The organism is Dokdonia genika (genome assembly GCF_042652845.1).
Lineage (GTDB): Bacteria > Bacteroidota > Bacteroidia > Flavobacteriales > Flavobacteriaceae > Dokdonia > Dokdonia donghaensis.
The window spans coordinates 1-26114 of record NZ_JBHSHB010000008.1; the positions used below are offsets into that span (position 1 = coordinate 1).

At 37.8% G+C, this 26114-nt stretch carries 24 protein-coding genes and 2 rRNA genes; 14 read left to right on the top strand and 12 right to left on the bottom strand.

Annotated features, from left to right (window positions below):
* Both ACFO5T_RS03855 and rrf read left to right on the top strand, forming a co-directional pair.
* A 23S ribosomal RNA gene (locus ACFO5T_RS03855) occupies positions 1-116 on the top strand; the annotation flags it as partial.
* Between the two features lie 174 nt (positions 117-290).
* A 5S ribosomal RNA gene (rrf, locus tag ACFO5T_RS03860) occupies positions 291-398 on the top strand.
* Between the two features lie 108 nt (positions 399-506).
* On the opposite strand, the gene ACFO5T_RS03865 is transcribed toward rrf, so the two are convergent.
* Positions 507-3533, bottom strand: coding sequence for a DNA polymerase III subunit alpha (locus ACFO5T_RS03865; RefSeq protein WP_380032216.1), 3027 nt, complete (start codon positions 3531-3533; stop codon positions 507-509).
* Positions 3534-3552: 19 nt separating this feature from the next.
* Positions 3553-4773, bottom strand: coding sequence for a DNA polymerase IV (gene dinB, locus ACFO5T_RS03870; RefSeq protein ID WP_380032218.1), 1221 nt, complete (start codon positions 4771-4773; stop codon positions 3553-3555).
* A gap of 169 nt (positions 4774-4942) precedes the next feature.
* On the opposite strand from dinB, the gene ACFO5T_RS03875 reads away from it, so the two are divergent.
* Positions 4943-7804: a M16 family metallopeptidase gene (locus ACFO5T_RS03875; protein ID WP_380032220.1), complete on the top strand. Its 2862-nt coding sequence runs from the start codon at positions 4943-4945 to the stop codon at positions 7802-7804.
* A 78-nt stretch (positions 7805-7882) separates the two neighbouring features.
* On the opposite strand, the gene ACFO5T_RS03880 is transcribed toward ACFO5T_RS03875, so the two are convergent.
* The gene (locus ACFO5T_RS03880; RefSeq protein WP_380032222.1) at positions 7883-8713 is read right to left on the bottom strand and encodes a DMT family transporter; all 831 of its coding nucleotides are present in this window, start codon (positions 8711-8713) and stop codon (positions 7883-7885) included.
* Between the two features lie 135 nt (positions 8714-8848).
* Between ACFO5T_RS03880 and ACFO5T_RS03885 the strand changes: the two genes are divergently transcribed.
* Entirely contained in the window at positions 8849-9106 is a 258-nt protein-coding gene (locus tag ACFO5T_RS03885; protein WP_380032224.1) for a hypothetical protein, read from the top strand.
* A gap of 85 nt (positions 9107-9191) precedes the next feature.
* Here ACFO5T_RS03885 and rodA read toward each other — a convergent pair whose 3' ends face one another.
* The 6 genes from rodA to purH form a co-directional block, all read right to left on the bottom strand.
* The gene (rodA, locus tag ACFO5T_RS03890; protein WP_380032226.1) at positions 9192-10451 is read right to left on the bottom strand and encodes a rod shape-determining protein RodA; all 1260 of its coding nucleotides are present in this window, start codon (positions 10449-10451) and stop codon (positions 9192-9194) included.
* Positions 10451-12319 (bottom strand): penicillin-binding protein 2, encoded by a 1869-nt coding sequence (mrdA, locus tag ACFO5T_RS03895; protein WP_380032228.1) that lies wholly within the window; start codon positions 12317-12319, stop codon positions 10451-10453. The genes rodA and mrdA overlap by 1 nt, the downstream gene beginning before the upstream one ends.
* Positions 12316-12822, bottom strand: a complete 507-nt coding sequence (locus tag ACFO5T_RS03900) for a rod shape-determining protein MreD (protein WP_380032230.1) — start codon at positions 12820-12822, stop codon at positions 12316-12318. Before ACFO5T_RS03900 ends, mrdA begins: the two co-directional genes overlap by 4 nt.
* Positions 12812-13657, bottom strand: coding sequence for a rod shape-determining protein MreC (gene mreC, locus ACFO5T_RS03905; RefSeq protein WP_380032232.1), 846 nt, complete (start codon positions 13655-13657; stop codon positions 12812-12814). Before mreC ends, ACFO5T_RS03900 begins: the two co-directional genes overlap by 11 nt.
* Positions 13658-13671: 14 nt before the next feature.
* Positions 13672-14700 (bottom strand): rod shape-determining protein, encoded by a 1029-nt coding sequence (locus ACFO5T_RS03910; RefSeq protein WP_021778220.1) that lies wholly within the window; start codon positions 14698-14700, stop codon positions 13672-13674.
* Between the two features lie 109 nt (positions 14701-14809).
* Complete coding sequence (gene purH, locus ACFO5T_RS03915; RefSeq protein WP_380032235.1) at positions 14810-16342, bottom strand: bifunctional phosphoribosylaminoimidazolecarboxamide formyltransferase/IMP cyclohydrolase; 1533 nt, start codon at positions 16340-16342, stop codon at positions 14810-14812.
* Positions 16343-16512: 170 nt separating this feature from the next.
* On the opposite strand from purH, the gene ACFO5T_RS03920 reads away from it, so the two are divergent.
* Complete coding sequence (locus tag ACFO5T_RS03920) at positions 16513-17775, top strand: ABC transporter permease (protein ID WP_380032237.1); 1263 nt, start codon at positions 16513-16515, stop codon at positions 17773-17775.
* A 75-nt stretch (positions 17776-17850) separates the two neighbouring features.
* On the opposite strand, the gene ACFO5T_RS03925 is transcribed toward ACFO5T_RS03920, so the two are convergent.
* Positions 17851-18306: a GAF domain-containing protein gene (locus ACFO5T_RS03925; protein WP_380032239.1), complete on the bottom strand. Its 456-nt coding sequence runs from the start codon at positions 18304-18306 to the stop codon at positions 17851-17853.
* 32 nt (positions 18307-18338) lie between these two features.
* On the opposite strand from ACFO5T_RS03925, the gene xrtF reads away from it, so the two are divergent.
* From xrtF to ACFO5T_RS03970, 9 genes are all read left to right on the top strand, one after another.
* Positions 18339-18887: an exosortase family protein XrtF gene (gene xrtF / locus ACFO5T_RS03930; protein ID WP_380032241.1), complete on the top strand. Its 549-nt coding sequence runs from the start codon at positions 18339-18341 to the stop codon at positions 18885-18887.
* Positions 18880-19311 carry an exosortase F system-associated membrane protein gene (locus ACFO5T_RS03935; RefSeq protein WP_021778225.1) on the top strand — a complete coding sequence of 144 codons (432 nt, stop codon included), beginning with the start codon at positions 18880-18882 and terminating at the stop codon, positions 19309-19311. The genes xrtF and ACFO5T_RS03935 overlap by 8 nt, the downstream gene beginning before the upstream one ends.
* A gap of 36 nt (positions 19312-19347) precedes the next feature.
* Positions 19348-19911 (top strand): DUF3347 domain-containing protein, encoded by a 564-nt coding sequence (locus ACFO5T_RS03940; protein WP_380032243.1) that lies wholly within the window; start codon positions 19348-19350, stop codon positions 19909-19911.
* A gap of 209 nt (positions 19912-20120) precedes the next feature.
* On the top strand, positions 20121-20537 hold the full coding sequence (locus ACFO5T_RS03945; protein ID WP_380032245.1) for an HYC_CC_PP family protein: 417 nt from the start codon (positions 20121-20123) through the stop codon (positions 20535-20537).
* A 140-nt stretch (positions 20538-20677) separates the two neighbouring features.
* On the top strand, positions 20678-21445 hold the full coding sequence (locus tag ACFO5T_RS03950; RefSeq protein WP_380032247.1) for a hypothetical protein: 768 nt from the start codon (positions 20678-20680) through the stop codon (positions 21443-21445).
* Between the two features lie 13 nt (positions 21446-21458).
* Positions 21459-22088 carry a heavy-metal-associated domain-containing protein gene (locus ACFO5T_RS03955; RefSeq protein WP_021778231.1) on the top strand — a complete coding sequence of 210 codons (630 nt, stop codon included), beginning with the start codon at positions 21459-21461 and terminating at the stop codon, positions 22086-22088.
* A gap of 1 nt (position 22089) precedes the next feature.
* Positions 22090-22980: an NHL repeat-containing protein gene (locus tag ACFO5T_RS03960; protein ID WP_380032249.1), complete on the top strand. Its 891-nt coding sequence runs from the start codon at positions 22090-22092 to the stop codon at positions 22978-22980.
* Positions 22980-23747, top strand: a complete 768-nt coding sequence (locus tag ACFO5T_RS03965) for a heavy metal translocating P-type ATPase (protein ID WP_380032250.1) — start codon at positions 22980-22982, stop codon at positions 23745-23747. The genes ACFO5T_RS03960 and ACFO5T_RS03965 overlap by 1 nt, the downstream gene beginning before the upstream one ends.
* Complete coding sequence (locus ACFO5T_RS03970) at positions 23744-23944, top strand: hypothetical protein (protein WP_035325413.1); 201 nt, start codon at positions 23744-23746, stop codon at positions 23942-23944. The genes ACFO5T_RS03965 and ACFO5T_RS03970 overlap by 4 nt, the downstream gene beginning before the upstream one ends.
* A gap of 116 nt (positions 23945-24060) precedes the next feature.
* On the opposite strand, the gene groL is transcribed toward ACFO5T_RS03970, so the two are convergent.
* Entirely contained in the window at positions 24061-25695 is a 1635-nt protein-coding gene (groL, locus tag ACFO5T_RS03975) for a chaperonin GroEL (RefSeq protein WP_021778235.1), read from the bottom strand.
* 53 nt (positions 25696-25748) lie between these two features.
* Positions 25749-26099, bottom strand: coding sequence for a four helix bundle protein (locus ACFO5T_RS03980; RefSeq protein ID WP_380032253.1), 351 nt, complete (start codon positions 26097-26099; stop codon positions 25749-25751).
* Between the last annotated feature and the right edge of the window lie 15 nt (positions 26100-26114).

Consider the following 26114-nt stretch of genomic DNA (forward strand, 5'->3'; position numbering starts at 1 on the left):
ACCACAAGATGAGATTTCTTTAAAGGGTCGTGGGAGACTACCACGTTGATAGGCTATAGGTGTAAAGGCAGTAATGTCATAGCCGAGTAGTACTAATAACCCGTAAGCTTATGTACACTTCCCCGGTTTTGTACCGGGGAGGAAACTCTTTTAATAAGCATTAGAATACGTTTTTTATATGATTATCAATTACTTGTTATTACTTTAATTACTTCCTTTTATGTTAAGATATTTTCTTTCGCCTTGAGCGAAAGGGTTTAAGATGGTTTTATATCATTTTATTCTAAAACTAAGGTGGTTATAGCGACGGGGCTCACCTCTTCCCATTCCGAACAGAGAAGTTAAGCCCGCCAGCGCCGATGGTACTGCACTCGTGGGAGAGTAGGTCGCCGCCTTTTTAAGCTCCAATACAGAAATGTGTTGGAGCTTTTTTTATGCAAGAAAATCAAGGCTATATACGGATAAGTAGTTCTAGAATTGTGCAATAGTCTGGCTAGAATTGTCTATTATCTGAGTAATTTAGTGGCGGCCTTATTATCTATTCCTTCTTTACGGTTATAAAATACAGATGTCTTTGTGTCTGAACGATAATGTTTACGTTCTGACTTAATTACTTCTATCGTTAAGAAATTAAACTCTTCAACCACATTACCAATTAATCTGTAGACTCCTTTACCTTCAAGTGGATACTTCTTTAGTGTAGGAGGGAAATGTACGGTGTCTAACCAGTTGCCCTTTCTATCTAGAAAAGTACCAAAACACATATGTTTTCCATTTGTGGTTCTTGTAGTTTTTGCGGTAACTAGGTAGCCGAAAATTTCAATTCTTTTATTTATGTATTGCTTTAAGTCTGCAGCTAAGAGTGTATTTGTAGTTGGGTTTTTTAGTAATATAAATGGATCATATAAAGAAAAGCTTAGGATTTCTAATTGATCCATTGCTTTTTCGAAATTAGGTATATAGAATTCTGGTAGCTTAAAGCTGTTAATAGATACTTTAAATAGCTCTTTTTGATTCTTAACTTTAGGTGCGGAGTTATTTTTATAGTGGGCTTCCCACAATAATTGTCGTTGATTTATATTCAATGTTCTAAATGCTTCAATCCTGACTAACAGATCAAGTTGTTCTAAACTCATAGGTACTCGGTCTATAAAATTATGAAGCGATGAGAATAGTCCATTATGTCTTTCGTTTATAATGGCGACGATATTTTTCTTTTCGAAGCTCTGTAAGTGCTGAAAGCCGAGATAAATATTATTACCCTTTATAATTGTTTTGATTTGACTTTTGTTTATACAAGGTGGGTGTATTATAGCTCCCTTTTTTTTAGCTTCTTGCAAATAGGTTTCAGTTCTATAAAAGCCTCCTCCATTATTTACTGTTGCAACCATATACTCTAAAGGGAAATAACATTTGAGATATAAACTCTGGTAGGACTCGACAGCGTATGAGGCTGAGTGCCCTTTCGCGAAAGCGTAACCAGCAAAACTCTCAATCTGTCGCCATACTTCATTTATTACTTCAATCTTTTCACCTTTTGCAAGACAATTTGCTTCAAACTTTTCTTTTACCATTAAAAATTCTTGTCGAGATCTATATTTACCACTCATACCTCTTCTCAATACATCTGCTTCTCCTAGGTCTAAACCTGCGTAGTGGTGTGCAACTTTTATTACATCTTCTTGGTAAACCATCACGCCATAGGTGTCTTGCATAATATCTAGTAATACGGGATGTCCTTTTTGCTTTGCCCGTTCTGGATCTTTATGGCGGAGGATGTACTCGCGCATCATACCACTCTTAGACACTCCGGGCCTTATAATAGAACTCGCTGCTACGAGGGTAAGGTAATTATCTACAGAGAGCTTACGTAATAGCATACGCATTGCGGGAGACTCTACGTAAAAGCAGCCTATACAGTCTGCATTTGAAATCATTTGATTAATTTTTTGGTCTGTAAAAAATTGTCGGGCGTTATGAATATCTGGTAAGGTGATACCAGGATTGTTATCCTTAATAATTGCTATGGCATCTTTTATTTTACCGAGACCGCGCTGACCCAAAATATCAAATTTGTACAAGCCTACATCTTCTGCGATGTGCATATCAAATTGTACAGTGGGAAAACCTTTAGGAGGAAGGTTTGTTGCAGAGAAGTAATGCGTGGGATGCTGGGAGATTAAAATTCCTGCTGCGTGAATACTTGTGTAATTAGGTTTACCGTGCAGTATTTGAGCATACTTTATAATAGTCTTTTTTATGTTGTCTAGGTGACTACTGTTATAAAGTCCTTTACTTAATTTATCTATCTCAAATTTGGGCAAACCAAAGACTTTACCCAGCTCCCTTACAGCGCCACTATGCTTAAAGGTGACGTAAGAGCCTAGTAGTGCTACTTGTGCTTTTGAGCCAAATTCTTCAAAAATATATCTCGTCACATCCTCACGATCCCAGGTAGAAAAGTCTATGTCAAAATCTGGTGGCGTAGCGCGATAGAGATTCATAAATCGCTCAAAATATAAATCTAGCTCAATGGGGTCTACATCTGTTATGCGCAATAGGTAAGCAACAATACTATTTGCACCACTACCACGACCTACATAAAAGTAATCCTTACTACGAGCATACTCAATAATTTTCCAGTTTATGAGAAAGAAGGCTACATACTTTTGCTGCCTTATAAGGGAAAGTTCTTTTACTAATCTCCGTTTTACTGCATATGTAATATTATCGTTATATCGCTCTGGTAATCCTTTTTTACAAAGCGCTACAAGCTTGTTATAATCTCTCTCTTCACTACCTAAAAGCGTTGTTAAATTTTGAGAGGGTTTTCCTTTTTTAAAATTAAAATATATGCTGCAACTTTTAATTATATGCTCTGCATTAGATAGTAGGTGAGGGTATTGAGAGAATTGTAGTCGTAAATCCTTAGCTTCTATAAATGTATGCTCTGGATGCCCTTCCTCTTTTTTAGGCAGCATACTCAAAAGCATATTCTTATCTATAGCACGTAGTAGTCTGTGCGTGTTAAAATCTCGCTTATCGCGAAAGCTTACCGTATGTAACATTACAAGTTTATGAGTAAGCTTGCTAAGTGGCGAGAAACTTAGTTTATTAAGGTTTTTGTGGGTAATACCTATATACTCATTATCACCAAAAGTTGTTTTTTCTAGTTCTAGAACGTTTTCAAATGGATATATAGTGATCACGTCTTTGAAAATGGGGCTATGGTCTGGAAAGCTAGTTTTGTGATGAAGATGGTGAGATAGAAAGTTGTTGATTTCTAAAAAGCCATTATTGTTTTTTGCTAGGGTGATATAACACTGGTGGTTACCATTTCTAAAATCTACTCCCACTATAGGTTTAATTCCTTTTTCTTGTGCGTTTTTTATAAAGCTTAGACATCCAGAGGTGTTATTAATATCTGTGAGGGCAAAGCAAGTTAAACCCTGCTTTGCAGCAAGATCTACGAGCTCTACTTCTGAGATAGTGCCATAACGAAGGCTGTAGAATGAGTGATTATTAAGATACATTTTAAATGGGGATTAAAAATTACTGGTGTCTGTGAGCGAGAAGAATAGGTGGTTGCCCATTAAAGGGGTTGCCTTGATTACCTATAGTTCTGGAGCCATCTCCTATAGTATTTGCACGTCTTACAGTGTGGTCTCCATATTTATCTCTCAGGGCATCCATAGCTTTGTAAAGATTTACCGTCTTGTTTGTGTTTTCAAAAAGGTCTATTTGATAATGACCCTCTGTAAGTCCAGAAAATCGTACACCTACAAGACGTATGAGCATCCGTCTGTTATAGAGTTTATTAAAAAGCTCCATAGCTTTTGGGATTAAAATATGATCTGCAGCGGTGTAGGGAATGCGTATTTGTTTTGAGTAGGTTTGAAAATCTGAGTACCTCACTTTTACAGTCACTACAGAGGTTAATTTATTACCACGTCTAAGCTGGAAAGCAAGATTCTCTGCCATCGCACTTATGGTGGTATGTAGCTTTGTTACATCTGTAGTGTCTTGCCCATAGGTGCGCTCACTAGATATAGACTTACGCTCGTGATATGCTATTATAGGACTGTTATCTATACCGTTGCATCGCTCCCATATGATACGTCCATTTTTACCAAAAACGGCTGTCATCATTTCTACAGGCATTTGTTGCACAAGATCTACCGTGCGTACTCCTAGATTACAAAATTGAATAAAAGTTTTTTGACCTACAGAGGGAATCTTTTTTATAGATAAAGGAGCGAGAAATGTTTTTTCATAACCGGGGTCTACTTTAATCTCATTATTAGGTTTTGCCTCACCAGTAGCTACTTTTGAGACCGTTTTATTAGGAGACATTCCAAAAGATATAGGCAAGCCTGTTTCTCTTATCACACGCTGCCTCAACTCTTTTGAGTATTTATAAGCGTTATGAAATCTATCCATACCTGTGAGATCTCCATAAAACTCATCTACACTTGCTTTTTCTAAGACGGGGAGCTCTTCTTGTAAAATCTCTGTCACCTCCTTAGACATCTTTGAGTATGTGCCACCATTACCTCTTATATAAATACCGTTAGGGCACAACTGCTTTGCAGCTTTTATTGGCATCGCGCTATGCACACCATAAGAGCGAGCCTCATAGCTTGCAGCACTTACCACACCACGATCACCTGTACCGCCTACTATTACAGGCTTACCCATAAGTCTACTATCTAGCCTGCGCTCACAAGACACAAAAAAAGTGTCTAGATCAAAATGTATTATTGTGCGTTGCATAATTTAGAATTTATCCAAAATTATGGAAATATTCCTAATTTTAGTATTGAGAGCTATTTTTAATTTATCAACAGCCATTAGATTTTTGACTTTTCTCTTAACACTATCTGTTTACACTTGTCTTTAATTTTTAGCTATCTTGAATGCTTAAATTTTAATCTATTTTTTGATGAAAATCACGCGTCTTTTAGCTCTAAGTTTTTTAGTAATAAGTGCCCTTTCTTGTAAGGAAGAGGGTGGAGGTGATTCCGCTTTCGCGAAAGCGGAAAACTCACAATTTGAAGTTCCTTTTGAGAAGTTTACTTTAGATAATGGTCTTACTGTTATACTTCATCAAGACACATCAGACCCTGTGGTGGCAGTTGCACTTACGGCACACGTAGGTTCTGCCAGAGAGATAGAAGGGCGTACGGGATTTGCTCATTTATTTGAACACTTATTATTTTTAGAATCTGAAAACTTAGGTAAAGGTGGGCTAGATGCTATGAGTGCTCGCATAGGAGGTTCTGGTGCAAATGGATCTACAAGTCGTGATCGTACAAACTACTTTCAAACAGTACCAAAAGATGCTTTAGAAAAAATGATTTGGGCAGAGGCAGATAAGCTTGGATACTTCATAAATACGGTGACAGATCCAGTACTGGCAAAAGAGAAGCAAGTAGTAAAAAATGAAAAAAGACAGTCTGTAGATAATAGACCTTATGGTCACGCTCGCTACGTAGTAGGTAAAAATTTATACCCAGAAAATCATCCTTATAACTGGCAAGTAATAGGCTCGCTAGAAGACCTGCAGAATGCTACGTTACAAGATGTAAAGGATTTTTATAATCGCTGGTATACTCCTAATAATACAACACTCACTATTGCTGGAGATTTTGATATCGCTCAGACTAAGGAGTGGGTAGAAAAGTATTTTGGAGAAATCCCTAGAGGTGAAGAGATTCCTGCTATGGAGAAGCAGCCAGTACAAGTAGAGGCAACAAAGCGATTATATTATGAAGATAATTTTGCTCGTCTACCACAACTTACTATGACCTGGCCTACGGTGCCTAATTATGATAAAGACTCTTATGCACTAGACGTACTATCTGCATATCTGGCAGATGGTAAAAATGCTCCTTTTAATAAAATTCTTATAGATAACAAGCAGCTTACTGCTGGAGTACAAATGTATAATTATGGGTCTGAGCTTGCTGGTGAGTTTACGTTAAGTGTAAATGCATATCCAGGTAAAGATCTAGATGATGTACTTGTGGGAGTTAATGAAGCTTTTACAAAATTTGAACTAGAGGGAATCTCACAAAAAGATCTTGATCGTATTAAAGCTGGTCAAGAAACTCAGTTTTATAATGGTTTGTCTAGTGTGCTAGGTAAAGGATTTCAGCTAGCGCAGTATGAGATTTTTGCTGGTGACCCTGGTTATATTTCAGAAGATGTAAAGCGTATACTCGCAGTAACAAAAGAAGATGTGCAACGCGTGTATGATACTTACATAAAAGGTAAAAACTATATTGCTACTAGTTTTGTGCCTAAAGGGCAAACAGACCTCATACTAGAAGACTCAAAACTTGCACAAGTAGTAGAAGAAAAAATAGTAGAGGGTGCAGAGGAGTCTTTTGACGCCAGTATAGCAGCAGAGTATGAGCGTACACCCTCGTCTTTTGATAGATCTAAGGAGCCGCCATATGGTGACGCGCCACAAATAAATGCTCCTACCGTGTGGGAAGAAACGCTCTCTTCTGGTCTTGAAGTGTATGGTATAGAAAATAATGAGGTGCCGCTAGTACAATTTCAAATGAATATACGTGGTGGTTTAATGCTTGAGGATATCAATAAAGTAGGAGTTTCAAACTTACTGGCAGATTTACTTATGAAAGGTACAGCGACAAAAACAACTGCGCAGCTAGAAAATGAAATAGAAAGTCTAGGTGCAAGTATTTATACCTATGCAGACAAAGAAAATGTATACATAGGAGGTAATACGCTTGCCAAAAATTATGATAAAACCATAGCCCTTGTACAAGAGATTTTACTAGAGCCTAGGTGGGATGAGACAGAGTTTGACCTTTTAAAACAAAGCACCCTTAGTCGTCTTGAGCAACAACAGGCAAACCCAAATAGTATAGCTGCTATAGAGTTTGATAAGTTAATCTATGGAGAAAACAGCTTACTTGCACAAAACACGCTAGGTACTCCAGCCTCTGTAAAGTCTATAACCCTAGAAGATCTTAAAGCGTTTTATACTAATAATCTTTATCCTAGTGTAGCAAAGTTACAAGTAGTAGGAGCCATAGATGAGCGTGTTGCTACAATTGCTCTAGCAGGACTTAATGATAACTGGAAGTCTAAAGAAGTGGTGATACCTACACCAGTAGTTCCTCAGGCTCCAGAGCAGTCTAATGTATACTTTTATGACGTGCCAGATGCAAAGCAATCTGTATTGAGATTTGGCTATCCAGCAATGGCAGAGACAGACCCAAATTTTTATCCAGCTCAAATGATGAACTACCGTCTAGGTGGTGGAGGTTTTGCCTCACAGCTCACTCAAGAGCTTAGAGAAGGAAAAGGTTATACTTATGGTATTAGATCTCGTTTTTCTGGTTCTACATTGCCAGGTGCTTTCTCAATCTCAAGTGGTGTACGATCTAATGTAACCTATGAGTCTACAGCGCTCGTAAAGGATATCTTAAAAAACTACGGAAAGAATTTTACAGAAGATGATCTAGATGTATCTAAGAGTTTCTTGCTTAAAAGCCAGGCGCGTGCTTTTGAAACTATAGGGGCAAAACTTAATATGCTAGATGATATAGCAAACCTAGGCATCTCTCCAGATTATGTAAAAGAGCGCCAGTCTATAGTTGAAAATATGACAGTAGCCGAAATTAAAAAACTATCTGCGCAGTACCTTAATCCAGATAAAATGATTTATCTCGTGGTAGGAGATAAGAAAACACAAATCGATAAACTCGAGCAACTAGGGTACGGCACACCTATATTGCTCAATGAGAAAAAGCAAACGGTAAAAGATTAAGAGACTATATATTTTAAAAACAAAAGCGGATTCTTTTATTAGGGTTCGCTTTTTTTACGCTTTCGCGAAAGCGTACTACTATCCCTTTCTTTTTATCCACACATTCCAGAGCATTCCAAGTACAAGTAAAGTCATACCAAGCACCGGAAGACCAGCATACGTCTCTCCAAAAAGGAAGTAGCCAAAGATTAAAGCATACACAAGCTCCATATATTTTATAGGAGCCACCGTTGCCGTGTCTGCCAGTTGGAAAGAGCGAGTGAGAAAGATTTGTCCAAAGAGTCCAAAAACACCTATACCACACACATACCACCACTCTACACCCACGGGCATACGCCAGTGTTGTATAAAAAATAAACTCCCTACTATAGAAAAGACCATAAAGTAATTAATAATAGTAAGGTAGTGCTCGCGCGAACCTAGATAGCGCACTATAGTAAACACACCGCCTACTAGAATAGAAGAAATGATAACCAGAACAAAACTTAGTGTATCTATTCTAAAGTCAACCCCCTTAAGGATAAATGCACCTACCACAGAGAGTGTAAGCGCTGCCCATTGCCAGGTTTTAACTTTCTCTTTAAGAAATAGTAGTGCAAAAATCGCACTAAAGATAGGCGCGGTATATCGCAGTGCTACCGCAGAGCCTAACGGTATGCGCTGTATCACTACAAAGTATAATGCAAGCGAAGCAAAGCTTAAAAAACCTCTTGCACTTAACCAGAGTTTATTACTTCCTAGTATAGGTACCTTCTTAATAATCATATATGGAAATATGAAAATAAACGTCCCTATACATCTAAAAAAGACAACCTGCAAAGGATGAAAATCTTCAAGATATTTTGCCAGTAAATTCATCCACGAAAAAGCGAATGCGGCAATAAGCATATAAATTACTCCTTTTAGCAAGTCTTAAATTTTGGCGCAAAGGTATCTGATATTAAGTTTAAAATTGTGAATTATATAAGTTTATTGTAACGACTCATTAACACAGCACGAGAGACTTAACTCGTAATTTTACACTCTAACCAATAAACAATTATTATGAAAAAAGTAGTTATAGTATTAGCATTAATAGGTTTTACATTCTCAACAGTATCTTGTAGAGAGACAACTCAAGATAAAGTAGAAAACTCTGCAGATGCAGTCGGAGAAGACATTGAAAATGGTCTTGAAGAGGCTGGTGACGCAATAGAAAACGCAGCCGAAGAAACGGAAGACGCTATCGAAAATGCTGGACAAGAAATTGAAGAAGAGATAGAAGGAACAGATGATTATAATGGAGATGATGATAATAACTAGTCTCATCTAGCAGCTAAAAAAAAGCGAGCAGTAATGCTCGCTTTTTTTAGATATAAAAGTTACGCTTTCGCGAAAGCGGAATAACCTACCACTCATTTACTCGATTTCCATCTAGTTTTACAAAGATAAAGAGCAGTACTGTAAAGCCCCAAAGACCAGAACCTCCATAACTAAAAAAGGGAAGCGGTATACCCACAGTAGGAAGCAGCCCTACTACCATACCTATGTTTACAACAAAGTGTATAAACAAGATACCGGCTACACTATAACCATAAATACGAGAGAAGTCATTTTTTTGCTTTTCTGAAAGTTGAATTATCCTTAAGATAAGTAGGATAAAAAGCCCTATAACTAGTGTGCTTCCTAAGAAGCCCCACTCTTCACCTACGGTAGAAAATATATAGTCTGTGTGTTGCTCTGGTACAAACTTTCCTTTAGTCTGCGTGCCTTCTAAAAAGCCACGGCCAAACCAGCCTCCGTTTCCTATAGCAATCTCACTTTGTTGTGTGTTATACCCTATACTTTTTGCATCTACTTCTTTACCCAGTACGATGTTAAAACGATCTCTATGTCGTTGTTCAAAAATGTTTTCAAAAATGTAGTTTACAGAAAAGGCAAAGAGGCAAGCCACAAGGGTAATGCCTAGATAAAGCCGTTTTGATGGCCTTCGTTTTCTGTTTCTATAAAATAGAAAAGCAGCAATAAGTAATACGGCAAGAGCTACATATAAAGGCCCAATTAATAAGGTGAGGACAAATAGGGTTATAGATGATGCCCCAAGTATAAGGTAACTCGCTGCAAGGCCTTCTCTGTACAAAGGGAATATAAACGCCGCATACACAAGTGCACTACCAGGGTCTGGTTGCGGGATAATTATCAAAGCAGGAAGCGCTATAATTGCTAGTGCTCTTACTTGATCACGTACGGTTTTTATATTAGTTTGTATATCACTTAGGTATTTTGCAAGCGCTAGTGCGGTTGCGGCTTTTGCAAACTCACTGGGTTGTAAACTCATAAAACCAAGGTTGTACCAACTGGTCGCTCCAGAAATAGTTTTTCCAAAAACAAATAGAAGTAATAATGAGAGCAGGGAGGCGATATAAATAACACTTGAGAATCGTTCAAAAAATTTAGATTCTAAAAAGAGCATAAATGATATGATAAGGAATCCTAGTAGAATCCATAGTAGTTGCTTACTGTATAGGTTTTCTAAACTAAAAAAGCTTTCTACGGTAGGATCATAAGACGCCGAGTAGATGTTTACCCAGCCTATACTGATTAGAGCAAGATAAAGCACAATGAGCACCCAGTCAAAACTGCCTACGTTACGGGAAAATTTACTCATTAATAATTAATTCTAAACGGTTCGCCACTTAGTGGTTTTGCATATTCTTCTTCTAGAGAGTGGGTGAGTATCCAGTTTTCTAGGTCTTTGCGAGTCACTTCTTTATTAATGTATTTTTCAATCATAAGTGATGCGATACGCCCTCCGTATCTAAAGCCCCAGTATCCATTTTCTACAAAAATGGCGATGGCTATTTTTGGGTTTTCTCTAGGAGCAAATGCTACAAACGTAGAGTGGTCTGTAAGTTGGACTCGTTTACCATCTATACGAGTATAATTTTCTGCCGTTCCTGTTTTACCAGAAATTTCTATTCCTGGTACTTTAAGGCTAGCTGCCGTTCCGTAATTATACACATCATTAAGACCCTGTATAATAGGTTCATAATGCTGTGGGTCAATAGTAGTATATTTTTTTGTGGCAAAGTCTTGTGGGATAGTGTCTGTGCCTTCAATTTTTTTGAGAATATGAGGTTTGTAATACCAGCCTCTATTTGCTATAGTAGCTGTAAAGTGAGCCATTTGTACAGGTGTCATAAGTACCTCACCTTGACCTATAGAGTTTGATAGTGTTGCAGCTGCACCCCATCTTCTCTTAGGGTAATTATAGGTCCTATTATACATCTTTGCAGTAGGTATGAGCCCACGTTTACCTATAGGCAAATCATAACCCATAAAATCCCCAAGTCCAAAACTTTTGAGATGGTTTTCCCAGACCGTTATACCTTCTTGTGGTGTGTCGTATTTATTTATACTGTTAAGGTATGCCGTACCAAAATAAGCATTGCACGAGTATGCAATACCATCTATCATACTCACTGGGCTACGGTGATGGTGACATCCAAAGTTTCTGTTTCTACCATAGCGCATACCTCCGTTGCAATAAACCTTTTCGTTTATATCCATAGCATCTTCTTGAAGAGCGATAAGCCCTGTGAGTGCTTTAAAAGGAGATCCAGGAGCATATTCTCCTAAAAGTGCTCTGTCATAAAGTGGCTTTGCGATAGAGTCTTGATCTAGTAATGAATAGTTTTTAGAACGCTCACGTCCTACCATAAGTGCAGGGTCATAATTTGGCGCAGTGATAAGGGCAAGTATCTCGCCTGTAGCGGGCTCAATAGCGACTATCCCACCTCGCTTACCTTTCATAAGTTCTTGACCATACTTTTGTAGCTCTGCGTCTATAGTAAGGTGTATGTTTTTTCCCTCTACAGGCTCTTTGTCAAGTGCACCTTCTTTGTAAGGACCTATCACTCGATTAAAACGGTCTTTCTGTAGGTACTTAATACCTTTCTCTCCTCGTAAAATATCTTCATACTGCTGCTCAACTCCCTGTCTACCTATAAGGTCACCTCCAGTGTAGTAGGGGTTTTTATCTATAATGCCTTGATGAACTTCTTGTATGTAGCCTAAAAAGTTTGCTCCAAAATCTACTTGATAATCTCTAAGTGATCTCTTTTGTATAAAGAAGCCTTCATACTTACGCATTTGCTCACCTAAGTAAGCAAATTCACCTTGAGACATTGTAGGTACAATTACAGAGGGATGTCTAGGAGAATATTTACGGGCTTTGTCTAATTGCTTTACAAGTTTTTCTTTTGTGATATTAAGGAGCTTACAAAGCTGTAAGGTATCAAAAGGTTTTACCTCACGCGGTATCGCCATAAGGTCGTAAGATGGCTGGTTAGACACCAATAACTTGCCATTACGGTCATAAATACGACCTCGTTGTGGGATTTCATACTGCTTCTTTATAGCATTACTCTCAGACAATACGGCTGCAGAAGTATCATAAACTTGCAGGTAAAAGAGTCTGGATACAAATAGAATACCAGTCGTTAATACAATAAAAAGTAATAAGGCTTTTCTCATTCAATACGTCGGCTGAAAAGGATATTAAATACAATACAAAGTATGATTGTAAAGATACTAGTGACTAACGTTTTGTTTAGGGTATAGAGTATGTTACTTATGTTAAAAACCTCAAGTAAAAATAAAACAAGATGATGCGTCAAAACTAATATGGATATATAAACAAAACGGCCGTATAAACTCACCTTAGATAGCTTAATGGCATTATATTCATAACTCACCCCAAAAGCAAATCGTAATGTGAGAGGTCTTAAATATGCAAGAAATAAACAAGCCGCAGCGTGTATACCACCACTATTGCCAAACATATCCATAGTGAGACCCGTTAAAAATGCTATAAATATGTATAGAGACCTATTTGCAGTAAACGGGAATACTAAAAGGAACAACACATATGGATACGGATTAATGTAACCCAAAAAGTTTACGTGATTAAACAAGTAGATTTGCACAAACATAAGCGCTATAAAGCGCACGATATTTTTGAGAACATTATTCTTCATAGTTCTCTTTTTCTAATTGTTCAATCTCTACTCTTGCCTTGTTTTCTATAACATAAACGTGACCTAGGCTGGTCATATCATTCATAAGCTTTACAGATAGGGTGTAAAAGTTTTTACTACTATCTAGCGTGTAATCTTGTACCACACCTACAGGTATCCCTTTCGGGAAAATAGCCGATTTCCCACTCGTCTCAATCGTATCTCCTTTTGTAACAGGTGCCTGCTGTTGCATATCTATTACTTGAACGACATTAGGGCTTTTACCATCCCATTGTAGTGTCCCAAAATGTTCAGAGCCTTTTAATTTTACTTGCGTAGTAAAGTTGGAATTAAGTATAGATAGCACTGTACTATAACTTGATGATGTATTATCTATTATACCTACAATACCTTGGCTCGTAATCACACCTTGGTCTTTTTTGATATTACTAGAACCCCCTCCTTTTAAGGTGATAAAGTTGTCAGTCTTTGCGTAGTTGTTATTTATGACTTTAGCTGGGTTGTAAGCATATTGCACTGTGCTATCTGCTGGGATAGGAGAATTTGCTGCTGTAAGGGGGTCTATAGATTCATTGCCAGTTTTTGTGGCGCTCACTATAGTTCTTAAACGTGCATTTTCTTCTAATAACTGCTGGTTGTAGGTTTTGAGATTAAAATAATCTTGCACACTACTTACAGAGCCATATATTCCTCCCGTAAACCAGTTTGCAGAGTTTACAAACTTACTACGATGATACGAGTGTGACTGTATGGTAAATACAAGTGACAGCATTAGTAAAAAAGCAAACAGCAGGAAGTGTTTATTCCTGATCAAAAAATTGATAATCTGTTGCATAGCTTAAGAGATTTCTATTTTATGAGAACGCTCTTATACTTAGCTAGATTTTTCAAGCATATACCGGTACCTCTTACCACAGCTCTAAGTGGATCTTCTGCAATATAAACTGGAAGGTCTGTTTTTTGAGAAAGACGCTTGTCAAGACCACGTAACATAGATCCACCACCTGCTAGGTAAATACCAGTATTATAAATATCTGCAGCGAGTTCTGGAGGTGTTTGTGATAATGTTTCCATTACAGCATCTTCTATACGGAGTATAGATTTATCTAATGCCTTTGCAATTTCTCTAAAGCTTATTTGTACCTGCTTAGGCTTACCAGTTAGTAAGTCACGACCCTGTACACTCATCTCTTCTGGCGGTACTTCAAGATCTTCGGTAGCGGCACCTATTTGTATTTTTATTTTTTCGGCACTGCGCTCTCCTACATAAAGGTTGTGCTGGGTGCGCATATAGTAGATAATATCGTTTGTAAATACATCACCTGCAATTTTTACAGACTTATCACATACAATACCTCCTAGTGCAATTACGGCAATCTCTGTCGTACCTCCACCTATATCTACAATCATATTACCCTTAGGTTGCATAATATCTACACCTATACCTATAGCGGCTGCCATAGGCTCGTGTATAAGATATACTTCCTTACCGTTTACACGCTCTGCACTTTCCTTTACTGCTCGCATCTCTACCTCTGTAATTCCAGAAGGTATACAGATTACCATACGCAATGCAGGTGGAAATAATTTCTTTTTAAGTGCTGGTATTTCTTTGATAAACATTGCAATCATCTGCTCACTAGCATCAAAATCTGCAATTACTCCATCCTTAAGAGGGCGTATGGTTTTGATATTTTCGTGAGTTTTACCTTGCATTTGAGCAGCTTCTTTACCTACGGCAATTATCTTTTTTGTCGTGCGGTCTCGAGCAACTATAGATGGACTATCTACTACTACTTTATCATTGTGTATAATCAACGTGTTGGCAGTACCAAGGTCAATTGCAATATTCTCAGTTAAAAAATCAAAAAATCCCATAGGGTAATCAAAGCGTTATGCGTTAGTTTTTAAGCGTGCTGCTTAAAAGTACAAATATTAGGGTTAACATCACGCTTTCGCGAAAGCGTAATACCAACCCTCTTTGTTGTTAATGTTTAAAGTGACGTGTTCCCGTCATTACCATAGATACGTTGTTTTCGTTACAATAGTCTACGGTAAGTTGATCTTTTATTGATCCACCTGGTTGTATCACGGCAGTAATCCCTGCTTTATCTGCAATTTCTACACAATCTGGGAAAGGGAAAAATGCATCACTAGCCATCACAGACCCCTGAAGGTCAAAGCCAAAGGATGTTGCTTTTTCAATAGCTTGTCTCAATGCATCTACACGTGATGTTTGCCCAGTACCACTTGCACAAAGTTGTTTGTTTTTTGCAAGTACGATAGTGTTAGACTTAGTGTGTTTACAAATTTTTGATGCAAACAGTAAGTCTTCTAGTTCCTTTTCTGTAGGCTGCGTGTTTGTAGCATTAGTAAGATCTGCAGCGGTGTCTGTTTTATGATCACGTTCTTGTAAAAGTGTCCCGTTAAGACAAGTACGTACAGTTATCTCTGGTAGTACAATATTTTTTAAAGTAAGAAGGATGCGGTTTTTCTTTCCTTTAAGAATTTCTAAAGCTTCTGGTGTAAATGATGGCGCAATTACTACTTCACAAAATAATTTGTGAATCTCTTGAGCGGTAGGCTCATCTATCTCACCGTTTGCAATAAGTACGCCTCCAAAAGCAGATGTAGGGTCACCAGCAAGTGCATCTACATAAGCTTGGTGCATAGTGTCACGTTGTGCAAAGCCACAAGCGTTATTATGTTTTAGTACGGCAAAGGTAGGTGCCTCTCCCTGAAATTCTGAAATAAGATTTACGGCTGCATCTACATCAAGAAGGTTGTTATATGAAAGTTCTTTACCGTGTAGCTTGTCAAAAACTTCGTCAAAATCTCCAAAGAAGAATCCCTTTTGGTGTGGGTTTTCTCCGTAGCGTAATGTTTTACCGTTATTTGCACTTAGTTTAAGTGCTGGTATCTCGTGATCTGTATTAAAGTAATTAAAGATAGCGGTGTCATAGTGAGATGATACAGCAAAACTTTTGGCAGCAAAGCGTTTTCTCTCTGCCATTGTTGTGCTACCATTACCGTTTGTGATAATGTCTAGTACCTCTGCATAGTCTTCCATAGAAGATACACAAAGTGTGTCTTTAAAGTTTTTTGCAGCGGCGCGTATAAGTGAGATACCACCTATATCTATTTTTTCTATAATGTCTTGCTCTGGTGCTCCAGATGCAACTGTTTTTTCAAAAGGGTATAAATCAACAATAACTAGGTCAAGTTGTGGGATTTCATACTCTGCCATCTCTTTTATATCACCATCGTGGTCCTGACGGTTAAGAATCCCTCCAAAAACTTTAGGGTGTAATGTTTTAACACGACCACCTAGTATAGATGGGTAAGAAGTCACATCTTCTACCGGTACCACAGGGATACCTAAATCTTTAATAAATTTTTCAGTCCCTCCTGTAGAATAAAGGGTTACTCCGTACTCGTGAAGTTTCTGAACGATAGGGGCAAGGCCGTCTTTGTGAAATACTGAAATAAGGGCTGCGCCTATTTTTTTTGTTGTGCTCATTGTGAGATTATTGATAGATTTTGTGTCCTCCCTCGCATATGGGATTTTGAAGTGTCAAAAATAGCAATTTCAACACTTTTTGTTAACGCTTTCTATTAACAAAATGGAACTACTTTGTAACAATTTATCTCGAGTGACGTCTTACTCGTATCTTTAGATAAAATCAATCAATGCTTATATATTTTCGAGCCTTAGGGGAGAGTTTTAGATTTGCTGTAAATGCCTTGCGCAATAATAAGACCCGTACCTTTCTTTCACTAATGGGTGTAACGGTAGGAATCTTTTCTATTATAGGGGTACTTGCCGCTGTAGATTCTCTAGAAAGAGAGATAAAAGGCAGCCTATCTGCATTAGACCAAAGTACTATTATTTTATGTCACGTTTCCTTTGGACCTACAGAAGTGCCTAGATGGAAGCGAGAACAATTCCCGCTTGTGGAGTATGAAGATTTTCAATATTTAGAGCGTGCGGTACCAGATACTAAAGCAAGTACATATGTACTTAGTGTGCCTCCTCAAACTATAAAATATGATGATGTAACGTTAGAAAATATAGGTGTAGGAGCTACTACAGAAGGATGGTTTGAAATAGAATCTTTACAATTTGAGTTAGGGAGGTTCTTTAATGCTTCTGAGTCTAACAGTGGCGCGAGTGTTGTAGTACTAGGTAACGAGATACGTAACAAACTTTTTGGAGAAGGAGTAGACCCTAGAGGTAAGAAAATAAGAATGTATAGTCGCAAGCTTACTGTTATAGGGGTATTAGAAAAGGAAGGAGCCGGTTTTGGTGGTGACTCAAAAGATGAGATCGTAGTTGTGCCCGTAAATCTTGCTCGAAGAATCTATGGAGATAATAACAGGTCAACATTTCCGCAAATTGTATTATTACCAAAAGAAAATGTAGATGACGAGGCTTATGTAGCTCAAATCGAACAGAAACTTAGAAATAAAAGAGGGCTTAAAACCGATGAGGTGAGTAATTTCTTTATTAACCAGCTTAAAGGGTTTACCGCTTTTATAGATAATATTATAGGCTTTCTTACAGGCGTAGGATGGGGTATAGGAGGCTTTGCATTACTTGTAGGAGGTTTTGGTATCGCAAATATTATGTTTGTGAGTGTGAAAGAACGTACCAACCTTATAGGTATACAAAAAGCACTAGGAGCAAAGCGTAGGTTTATATTATTTCAATTTCTTTTTGAGTCTATCTTACTTTCTATTTTTGGAGGGCTTATAGGTTTGATAATGGTACAAGGAGTCGTCTGGTTATTAGATGTTTCAAAAATAGCTGGTGATTTTGAGTTTGTGCTTTCTTTTGATAATATCTTCTTAGGTCTGTTTACGACTTTTGTTATTGGGATAATAGCAGGTATTGTACCCGCTATAGGAGCTTCAAAATTAGATCCTGTAGAGGCTATTAGAACAGGGATGTAGTACAATGAGTATAAAACAACAAACCCCTTACTATTTTATTACTAAGGGGTTTGTTGTTTTAAAGTAATAGCGGTCTTATAGAAGCGCAGCAACTTTCTCATTTACAAACTCTAGAAAATCTTCGTCCGCCTTAGTAAAAGGATCTACTTTATTTGAATCTATATCTATCTGGCCTATATTTTTTCCATCTTTAAAAAGGGGGATTACTATCTCACTCTTAACAGTGATGGAGCAGGCTATATAATTATCTTGCGCCTTAACATCTGGTACTACAAAGTTTTGATTAGACTCTGCTACTTGACCGCAAATTCCTTTCCCGAAAGGGATAACTGTATGGTCTGTAGGCTCTCCAGCAAAAGCTTCAAGGTGCAACGTGCGTGCCTCGTGATTTGCCATATAAAAACCTACCCAGTCATAGTAGTCTATATGTTCTTGTAACAGCTCACAAATTGCTGTCATTTTATCCTTTGCACTGCCTTCATTATTTGAGGCAATGCTGCTTACTTGTATTTTTAAATCTTCAAAAGCCATTTTTCTTGTATTTTAGACGTTAAAAACATCCCTTGCTCAAATTAGTCCGCAAATATAAGCCCGTCCTCCGATTTTTAGCCATATTTATAGGAAGTTATTTGGTTTTCGTGTCACTTTACCAACTATTTTTAACCTATGGAGCTAGTAGTCGCTATTTTCCCGATTATATTACACATAACGTTGCAAAACAAAGTCAGGCATTAATTACTGCTTTTGGGTATGATATGAAGGTAGAACCTAGTACCTGGGAGCCAGCAATGAATCTCACTATGGACGGTAAAACCCTCGCTCGCGTAGTAGAAGGTTGTAATGCCGTAAGTGTGATGCTGCTTTTTGTGTCGTTTATGCTTGCATTTTTTGGAGATGTAAAAAGAACACTACTTTTTATTTTTGGAGGAGTCGTACTTCTCTATGGTATGAATGTCTTGCGCATTGCCTTACTTACAATAGGTATTTATGAATATCCATTATATGCAGATGTACTACACGGCACTATCTTTCCGGCGGTTATTTATGGTACCGTATTCTTGCTGTGGTTAGGCTGGATAAACTCGTATAAAAAACCTGTAAAAGATGCATAAGGTATTTTATATGTTGCTAGCTGTGCTATGCCTTTTTGGGTTGCTTTTTATACGCTTTCGCGAAAGCGTACTCTTCTACGATCCTCTCATAGATTATTTTCACGGAGATTATCAAAACACGCCACTACCTACTTTTGCAAAAGGGAAGTTAATGGCGCATATATTATTTAGATACTTGTTAAATATGCTGTTGTCGCTGGGCTTGCTATGGGCTGTCTTTAGAGATAGGGGTATTATTAAGTTTACGATTGTATTTTATGCAGTTGTTTTTATTGTGCTCAGTATCGTTTACTATATTTTATTACATCATCATACCCCATCTGAGTATATGGGACTTTTTTATGTGCGCCGTTTTTTAATTCAGCCATTACTTGTTTTCTTATTATTGCCGGCATTTTTTTATTACCGCAAGGTAAATAAGTGAGTACGTTGTATTTTTGCAGGGTTAAAACCCTAGCAAATGAAAAATGTATTTTTTGTAGCCATCGCAATCGCGTTATTTTCTTGTAAGCAAAATCAAGAGGCAGAAGTAAAAACAGCACCATCGCAACATAGTGATACGGCAGTAATAACCTCTACTGGAGATCTTAATGTGACAGAAGAGTTTGTTGAGGTGACTTTTAAAACAGAAGAGGCTACGCAAGTACATCGTGCTTACTTAAATCTTAAAGGGGCTTTTGTAAATACAGATGCAGAAGATGCAGCATCTGTCGCAAAAGATTTTAGCCAGATGCTTACAGTAGTGCCTAGTGCAGATACTTTTTCTGCTTTAAAATCTAATCTAGATCAAATCGCTACATCTACTAATGTTGATAAGCAACGTGAAGTTTTTGAGGATGTGTCAAAAAGCGTTGAGGTGTACCTTTCTGGTCAACTTGCAACTGGATCCCTCATAAAGCAATATTGCCCTATGGCCTTTGAAGGTAAAGGTGCTTACTGGTTATCAGATTCTAAAGAAATACGCAATCCTTACTACGGTGATAAAATGCTTAAGTGCGGCGTAGTAGATAAGGAGATAGAATAGTTTGTTATAAAATTTATTGTAGCTCTCTTAACTACACAAGTATCCGTTTTGAGTTTGCAACACCACTTTTACAAGACGTAAATGGTGTACAGCTTAAGCGCAAGGAGACAATTACTGCCGGCTTGCAGTATGCTTTCTAGTAGATTTAATATAGATTTAAGAGCCCCTCGTGATGCACGAGGGGCTTTTTTGTATCTTTGTGATAAGATATGAAAGCAATTTTCCAAAATATAATGTCTGTCCTTCTAGCGGTTTTAGTGCTAGGGTCTACGATGTCGTTTACGGTGTCAAAGCATTATTGTGGCGAGCATCTTGTAGATGTAAGTATTTTTGGAGAGGCACAAGCTTGTGAGATGCAAGCAGCACTTACTCACAAATATGGTGATGACCATTCTAAAAAAATGGAATGCTGTTCAGATCAAGAAACTGTGCTTGACGCACAAGATGAGCTCAAACATCACTTTGAAGATTTCTCGCTAGAGAATCTTGAATTTATTGATGCTTACACGCACACTTACTTATTACTATTTGATACAGTTGTAAAGAAAGTAGTAATAACAGACAGGTACTTGCCACCACTTATAACGCAAGATTACCAAGAGCTCTTTGAGCAATACCTAATTTGATTTATTAAAAGTCTCCGCACTCGCGGATGGTCTTTTGCGTGTCAATATCTTGATGCGCAATTATTTAATGCGTTTTAAATTGAATAAAGCGTTTATTTAATTAATTTAACCTCAGTCTTTTAGAGGAAAATCAAATACTAATGAAAAAAATAATTTTCACTACATTATTGAGTCTAGTGCTTGTAAAAGTTCTTGCTCAAGGCCCACCTATAACGGCAGATAAGCCCATAATGCTAGGCGGGAACAGCTTTACCACAAAGACACTCACTGAGATAAGGAATAATGATAGAGGTACCGCTGTATATGTACCTTTAATGTTGCATTATCTTCCTACGTCTAACTCTTTAGTGGCTTTGCACATACCCTATTTAAGTTACGAACTAGATGGAGCAGGCTCTGGTAGCACCCTGGCAGATATAAAAGTACAGGGTAAATACCAGTTTTTTAGAAAAGATGGTACAGGTAGAACCTGGCGTATGGTTGCTAAAACTATTCAAACCTTACCCACTGGTAAGGAGCTAGACTTATTAGAACTTAGTACTGGAGAGTATCAAGGCTATTATGGCATAGTTTCTGGATTAGAAACTTTAAAATATGGAATCTCAACAGAGATAGGCTATAACTGGGCTCCAGATGGTAATCAAGATGAGTTTAGAGCAAAATTTGGCGTAGGGTTACCATTGCTTAAACCGCAATACCCAAACAAGCAAGTCAACCTTTATTTTGAGTACACAAGCTCGTGGCTCACAGATCGAGATTGGTATCAATTACTGTATGCCCAGGGTATACAGTATGCGCTTAAAATGGTCACTTTTGATCTAGCAGTTCAGTTGCCACTTATAAAAGATATTCCAGAAAATAGAGCATTAAACTACAGTGTCTTTTTAGGCACCAGATATACATTTTAAAAAGAAAATACAGATGAAAATAAAAGCAATAATAGTACTCGTAGCGGTTGTAATGGTTTCCGCTTTCGCGAAAGCGCAAAAAACAATGGACACGTTTGAGGTACAAGTAGACGGTCTAGGTTGTCCATTTTGTGCATACGGACTGGAGAAAAAATTTAAAGAATTTAAAGGAATAAAGAAAGTAGCTATCGATATTGAGACAGGAGACTTCTCTTTTCAATACCCTTCAGAAAAGAATCTTACAATGCAGGCTGTGGTAAAGCAAGTAGAAAAGGCGGGTTATACACCCATCACTTCAAAAATTACAAGAGCAGATGGTACTGTAGAAACAAATGAAGCAAATACAACAGAGCTCTCTGCAGAGAGTGTAGTGGTGACCCAGCAAGTGCTTGTCGCAGGTAAATGCGGTATGTGTGAGGCACGTATTGTAAATGCAGCAGGTAACATACCTGGTGTTACAGATGCCACTTGGAAACAGGAGTTACAAATGATGAAGGTAACTTATGACAAGAGCCAGGTTACACTAGATGGTATACAGTCTGAAATTGCAAGAATAGGCCACGACACAAAAGCTCATAAAGCTACAGATGAGGCTTATGCAGACCTACCTGGATGTTGTAAATATGAACGATTAGATCAATAGTATGAAACAGTATATAATTATATTATTGACAGCGATGCTTATAGCCAGCTGTCAAGAAAAGAAACAAACAGAAACACGCTGGGTACATACTAAAACCATTGCTCTAGCAGATGTAAATCCTATAGGTATCGCTCAAGGCGAAAAAGGAATCTGGCTCAGTGATGGAGATCGTAATAGGCTGGTGTTAATAGATACTAGCGGCGTAGTTTTAAAAACCATAGACTCACTAGACAGGCCTATGCACATCGCCTCAGAAGGCGAGATGCTTGTTATACCTCAATATGGTAATGATGAGATATTACGCTTTCGCGAAAGCGAAAAGGAAATCGTTAGTACTCGGCATAGTCTTGATGCACCAGCTGGTGTAGCAATAAAAGGTGCTCAAATTGCCATTGCAGATTTTTATAATAACAAGGTTCATTACACCGAAAATTCTAGCGATTGGATCACCTTTGGAAAAGAAGGAAAAGCAGATGGAGATTTTTATTATCCCACAGATGTGCACTTAACAAAAAGTAATATATGGGTGGCAGATGCTTATAATAATAGGTTGCAGGTCTTTGATAAAAAAGGCAATCATCTTAAAACCATAGGTGAAGACCAAAAGATGAATGCAGCGACGGGAATCTTTGTATCAGATACTAATGCTTATACAACCGATTTTGAAAACGATAGAGTACTTGTTTTTGATCTAGATGGAAGTCTCAGGCAAGTGCTTGATACAGATATTTCAAAACCTACAGATTTAATTATAATTGATGAGGTGTTGTATGTGACAAATTATAAAGGCAAGTCGTTAAGTCTCTACACCCAGCAAGAAGTTGAAATAAGTAGTCAAGAAGGTCACGATACTCATAATGATCATCACGACCACGAAGATCACGAGGATTAATGAAAACAAGAGATTATACAATTAAGGGGATGACCTGTAATGGTTGTCGTACTGGAGTAGAGCAGAAGCTTGCTGGAGTTGCGGGAGTCTCGCAGGCTATTGTTTCCTTAGAAAACGAACAGGCTACCCTTACAATGGACGACGAGGTAACACTTGACCATTTAAAAAGTGCATTGCCAGAAAAGTATCATATATCATTAAAGAAACAATCTAAAGCAGAGAGTGAAACGCAAGAGAAGAGCACTGGTGTTTTTGCAAGTAATGAGACGGCTACGCAAGAAGCAGGCGAGTCAAAATTGCAACAGCTCAAGCCGCTCTTTCTTATCTTTTTGTTTATAACTGGAGCAGCCGTATTACTTCATTTTAAAGATGGTTTATGGGATCAAGCAATGCTAGATTTTATGGGGTTGTTTTATGTTGTTTTTAGCTTTTTTAAATTTTTAGACATTAAAGGATTTAAAACAAGCTTTGCGATGTATGATCCACTGGCTGGGGCGGTACCTGGATATGGTTATGTATATCCATTTATAGAGCTTGCACTGGGACTTATGTTTTTAATGCGACTACAAATAGCCATAGCGCTTGTGCTTACTATTGTCATACTAGGTATTACAACGGTAGGCGTGACTAGAAGTTTGTTGAGTAAGAAAGAGATACAATGTGCTTGTCTAGGCACGGCACTTAAACTACCTATGACAGAAGCAACATTTATTGAAAATGCTATTATGATTATAATGGCGATTATAATGCTTACAAACCTTTTATGAAAAAGAAACTCACAGCCGTACAAATTTGCACTTTGATTGTATTTACGCTCTACTTAGTCTGGGAGTATAATATGCAGCAATTTATTTCGGTAAACGGATTGTCTAATTCTTTTGAGACACGTCTAGACCTTCTGCTGCTTGTTCCTTTATTGCTTGTTTTGGTGAGTATTTCTATCTGGCAATTTGTAAAGAAGTAATTACGCTTTCGCGAAAGCGTAACAAGAACCATAAAAAAACCTCTGCCGAAAAGCAGAGGTTTTGATTTTTAGAACCACTCCGAGAGTAGCTCATAAATATCTATGGCGATTCGCCATTACATCATTCCTGGCATTCCGCCTCCTCCCATAGGTGGCATTGCTGCTGGAGCATCTTCTTTAATATCTGTAAGTGCACATTCTGTAGTAAGGATCATTCCAGAAACAGAAGCAGCATTTTCTAGTGCTACACGTGTTACTTTCTTAGGATCGATAATTCCTGCTTTAAGCATATCTGTGTACTCACCATTTTTTGCGTTAAAACCAAAGTCTTTCTTTCCTTCTAGTACTTTAGAAATCACAACAGCTCCTTCACCACCAGCATTAGAAACAATCGTTCTAAGTGGAGACTCAATCGCACGGTTTACAATCTGCACACCAGTCTCTTGGTCTGCATTTTCTGTTTTGATTTTGTCAAGAGACTTCTTTGCACGCACAAGAGCAACACCACCACCAGCAACGATACCTTCTTCTACAGCGGCACGAGTTGCGTGTAAAGCGTCATCTACACGGTCTTTTTTCTCTTTCATCTCAACCTCAGAGGCAGCACCTACATAAAGTACAGCAACTCCACCTGCAAGTTTTGCAAGGCGCTCTTGTAGCTTTTCTTTATCATAGTCTGATGTAGTAGTCTCTATTTGAGATTTGATTTGCCCTACTCGAGCTTTAATCATATCTGAGTCTCCAGATCCGTTTACAACAGTTGTATTGTCTTTATCTATAGTTACTGTCTCTGCAGTACCTAGCATATCTAGCGTTGTGTTTTCTAGTGTAAAGCCTCTTTCTTCTGAGATTACAGTACCTCCAGTAAGGATAGCAATATCTTCTAGCATAGCCTTACGACGATCTCCAAAACCTGGTGCTTTTACAGCAGCAATTTTAAGAGCGCCACGTAGTTTATTTACTACAAGAGTAGCAAGTGCTTCTCCATCTACATCTTCTGCAATGATAAGAAGTGGCTTTCCTGTTTGTGCCACAGGCTCAAGCACAGGAAGTAAATCTTTCATATTTGAAATCTTCTTGTCAAATAGTAAGATGTACGGGCTATCTAGCTCTGCACTCATTTTCTCACTGTTTGTCACAAAATATGGAGAAAGGAAACCGCGATCAAACTGCATACCCTCTACAACATCTACATACGTTTCTGTTCCTTTTGCTTCTTCTACAGTGATAACACCTTCTTTACCTACTTTTCCAAAAGCTTCTGCGATAAGCTCTCCTATCACTTCATCATTGTTTGCAGAGATAGATGCTACTTGCTTAATCTTGTCTGAAGAGTTGCCCACTTTTGCAGTTTGCTTTTCTAGATCTGCAACAATAGCTTCTACTGCCTTATCAATACCTCTTTTAAGGTCCATTGGGTTTGCACCAGCGGCTACGTTTTTAAGTCCTTCTGTTACGATAGCTTGTGCAAGTACTGTTGCTGTAGTAGTACCGTCACCAGCAAGGTCATTAGTTTTTGAAGCAACTTCTTTTACCATCTGTGCTCCCATATTTTCAAGAGCATCTTCTAGTTCTATTTCTTTTGCTACAGTTACACCATCCTTTGTTACGTGTGGCGCTCCAAAAGATTTTGAAATAATCACGTTACGACCTTTAGGTCCTAAAGTAACTTTTACTGCGTTTGCAAGTTTATCTACACCACGCTTTAATCCGTCGCGTGCTTCTATATTAAATTGAATGTCTTTTGCCATTTTCTTTTGCTTTCGCGAAAAGCTTTATGCTGTATGCAATAAGCTTTAAGCTGTTATATTAATTTTTGTTTTAAAGAATAAATCTTCTGTTTAATAATGTTCACTTTTGAATTTAGATTTTCAAAATGTTCATCATTTATATATTGAAGATCTTTTGATAAAATAAGTAAATATTCTGTTTCGCTTGCCGATCCCATTGCTATTGTCAGAAAGGGGTTGAATTCTGCATCGCTATCTCTACCACACCCTTCAGCAATATTTGTTGGTATTGAAGCTGATGCTCTGCGTATTTGTGATACAATGCCATAACTTTCATTATGAGGAAATTCTTTAGAAATAGTATAAATATCTAAAGTAAGTTTGTGGCTTAACTCCCATATATTATACTTTCTAAAATCCCTCATTGCCTAAAGCTTACA

Excerpts from the sequence above, each read along its gene's own strand:
- mreC (WP_380032232.1), bottom strand. The coding sequence starts at position 13,657 with ATGCAACAGATTATCAATTTTTTGATCAGGAATAAACACTTCCTGCTG.
- ACFO5T_RS03955 (WP_021778231.1), top strand. The coding sequence starts at position 21,459 with ATGAAAATAAAAGCAATAATAGTACTCGTAGCGGTTGTAATGGTTTCC.
- ACFO5T_RS03925 (WP_380032239.1), bottom strand. The coding sequence starts at position 18,306 with ATGGCTTTTGAAGATTTAAAAATACAAGTAAGCAGCATTGCCTCAAAT.
- ACFO5T_RS03950 (WP_380032247.1), top strand. The coding sequence starts at position 20,678 with ATGAAAAAAATAATTTTCACTACATTATTGAGTCTAGTGCTTGTAAAA.
- ACFO5T_RS03980 (WP_380032253.1), bottom strand. The coding sequence starts at position 26,099 with ATGAGGGATTTTAGAAAGTATAATATATGGGAGTTAAGCCACAAACTT.
- ACFO5T_RS03875 (WP_380032220.1), top strand. The coding sequence starts at position 4,943 with ATGAAAATCACGCGTCTTTTAGCTCTAAGTTTTTTAGTAATAAGTGCC.
- ACFO5T_RS03960 (WP_380032249.1), top strand. The coding sequence starts at position 22,090 with ATGAAACAGTATATAATTATATTATTGACAGCGATGCTTATAGCCAGC.
- ACFO5T_RS03910 (WP_021778220.1), bottom strand. The coding sequence starts at position 14,700 with ATGGGATTTTTTGATTTTTTAACTGAGAATATTGCAATTGACCTTGGT.
- ACFO5T_RS03900 (WP_380032230.1), bottom strand. The coding sequence starts at position 12,822 with ATGAAGAATAATGTTCTCAAAAATATCGTGCGCTTTATAGCGCTTATG.
- ACFO5T_RS03970 (WP_035325413.1), top strand. The coding sequence starts at position 23,744 with ATGAAAAAGAAACTCACAGCCGTACAAATTTGCACTTTGATTGTATTT.
- dinB (WP_380032218.1), bottom strand. The coding sequence starts at position 4,773 with ATGCAACGCACAATAATACATTTTGATCTAGACACTTTTTTTGTGTCT.
- mrdA (WP_380032228.1), bottom strand. The coding sequence starts at position 12,319 with ATGAGAAAAGCCTTATTACTTTTTATTGTATTAACGACTGGTATTCTA.
- ACFO5T_RS03885 (WP_380032224.1), top strand. The coding sequence starts at position 8,849 with ATGAAAAAAGTAGTTATAGTATTAGCATTAATAGGTTTTACATTCTCA.
- rodA (WP_380032226.1), bottom strand. The coding sequence starts at position 10,451 with ATGAGTAAATTTTCCCGTAACGTAGGCAGTTTTGACTGGGTGCTCATT.
- ACFO5T_RS03865 (WP_380032216.1), bottom strand. The coding sequence starts at position 3,533 with ATGTATCTTAATAATCACTCATTCTACAGCCTTCGTTATGGCACTATC.
- groL (WP_021778235.1), bottom strand. The coding sequence starts at position 25,695 with ATGGCAAAAGACATTCAATTTAATATAGAAGCACGCGACGGATTAAAG.
- ACFO5T_RS03965 (WP_380032250.1), top strand. The coding sequence starts at position 22,980 with ATGAAAACAAGAGATTATACAATTAAGGGGATGACCTGTAATGGTTGT.
- ACFO5T_RS03920 (WP_380032237.1), top strand. The coding sequence starts at position 16,513 with ATGCTTATATATTTTCGAGCCTTAGGGGAGAGTTTTAGATTTGCTGTA.
- ACFO5T_RS03945 (WP_380032245.1), top strand. The coding sequence starts at position 20,121 with ATGAAAGCAATTTTCCAAAATATAATGTCTGTCCTTCTAGCGGTTTTA.
- ACFO5T_RS03935 (WP_021778225.1), top strand. The coding sequence starts at position 18,880 with ATGCATAAGGTATTTTATATGTTGCTAGCTGTGCTATGCCTTTTTGGG.
- purH (WP_380032235.1), bottom strand. The coding sequence starts at position 16,342 with ATGAGCACAACAAAAAAAATAGGCGCAGCCCTTATTTCAGTATTTCAC.
- ACFO5T_RS03940 (WP_380032243.1), top strand. The coding sequence starts at position 19,348 with ATGAAAAATGTATTTTTTGTAGCCATCGCAATCGCGTTATTTTCTTGT.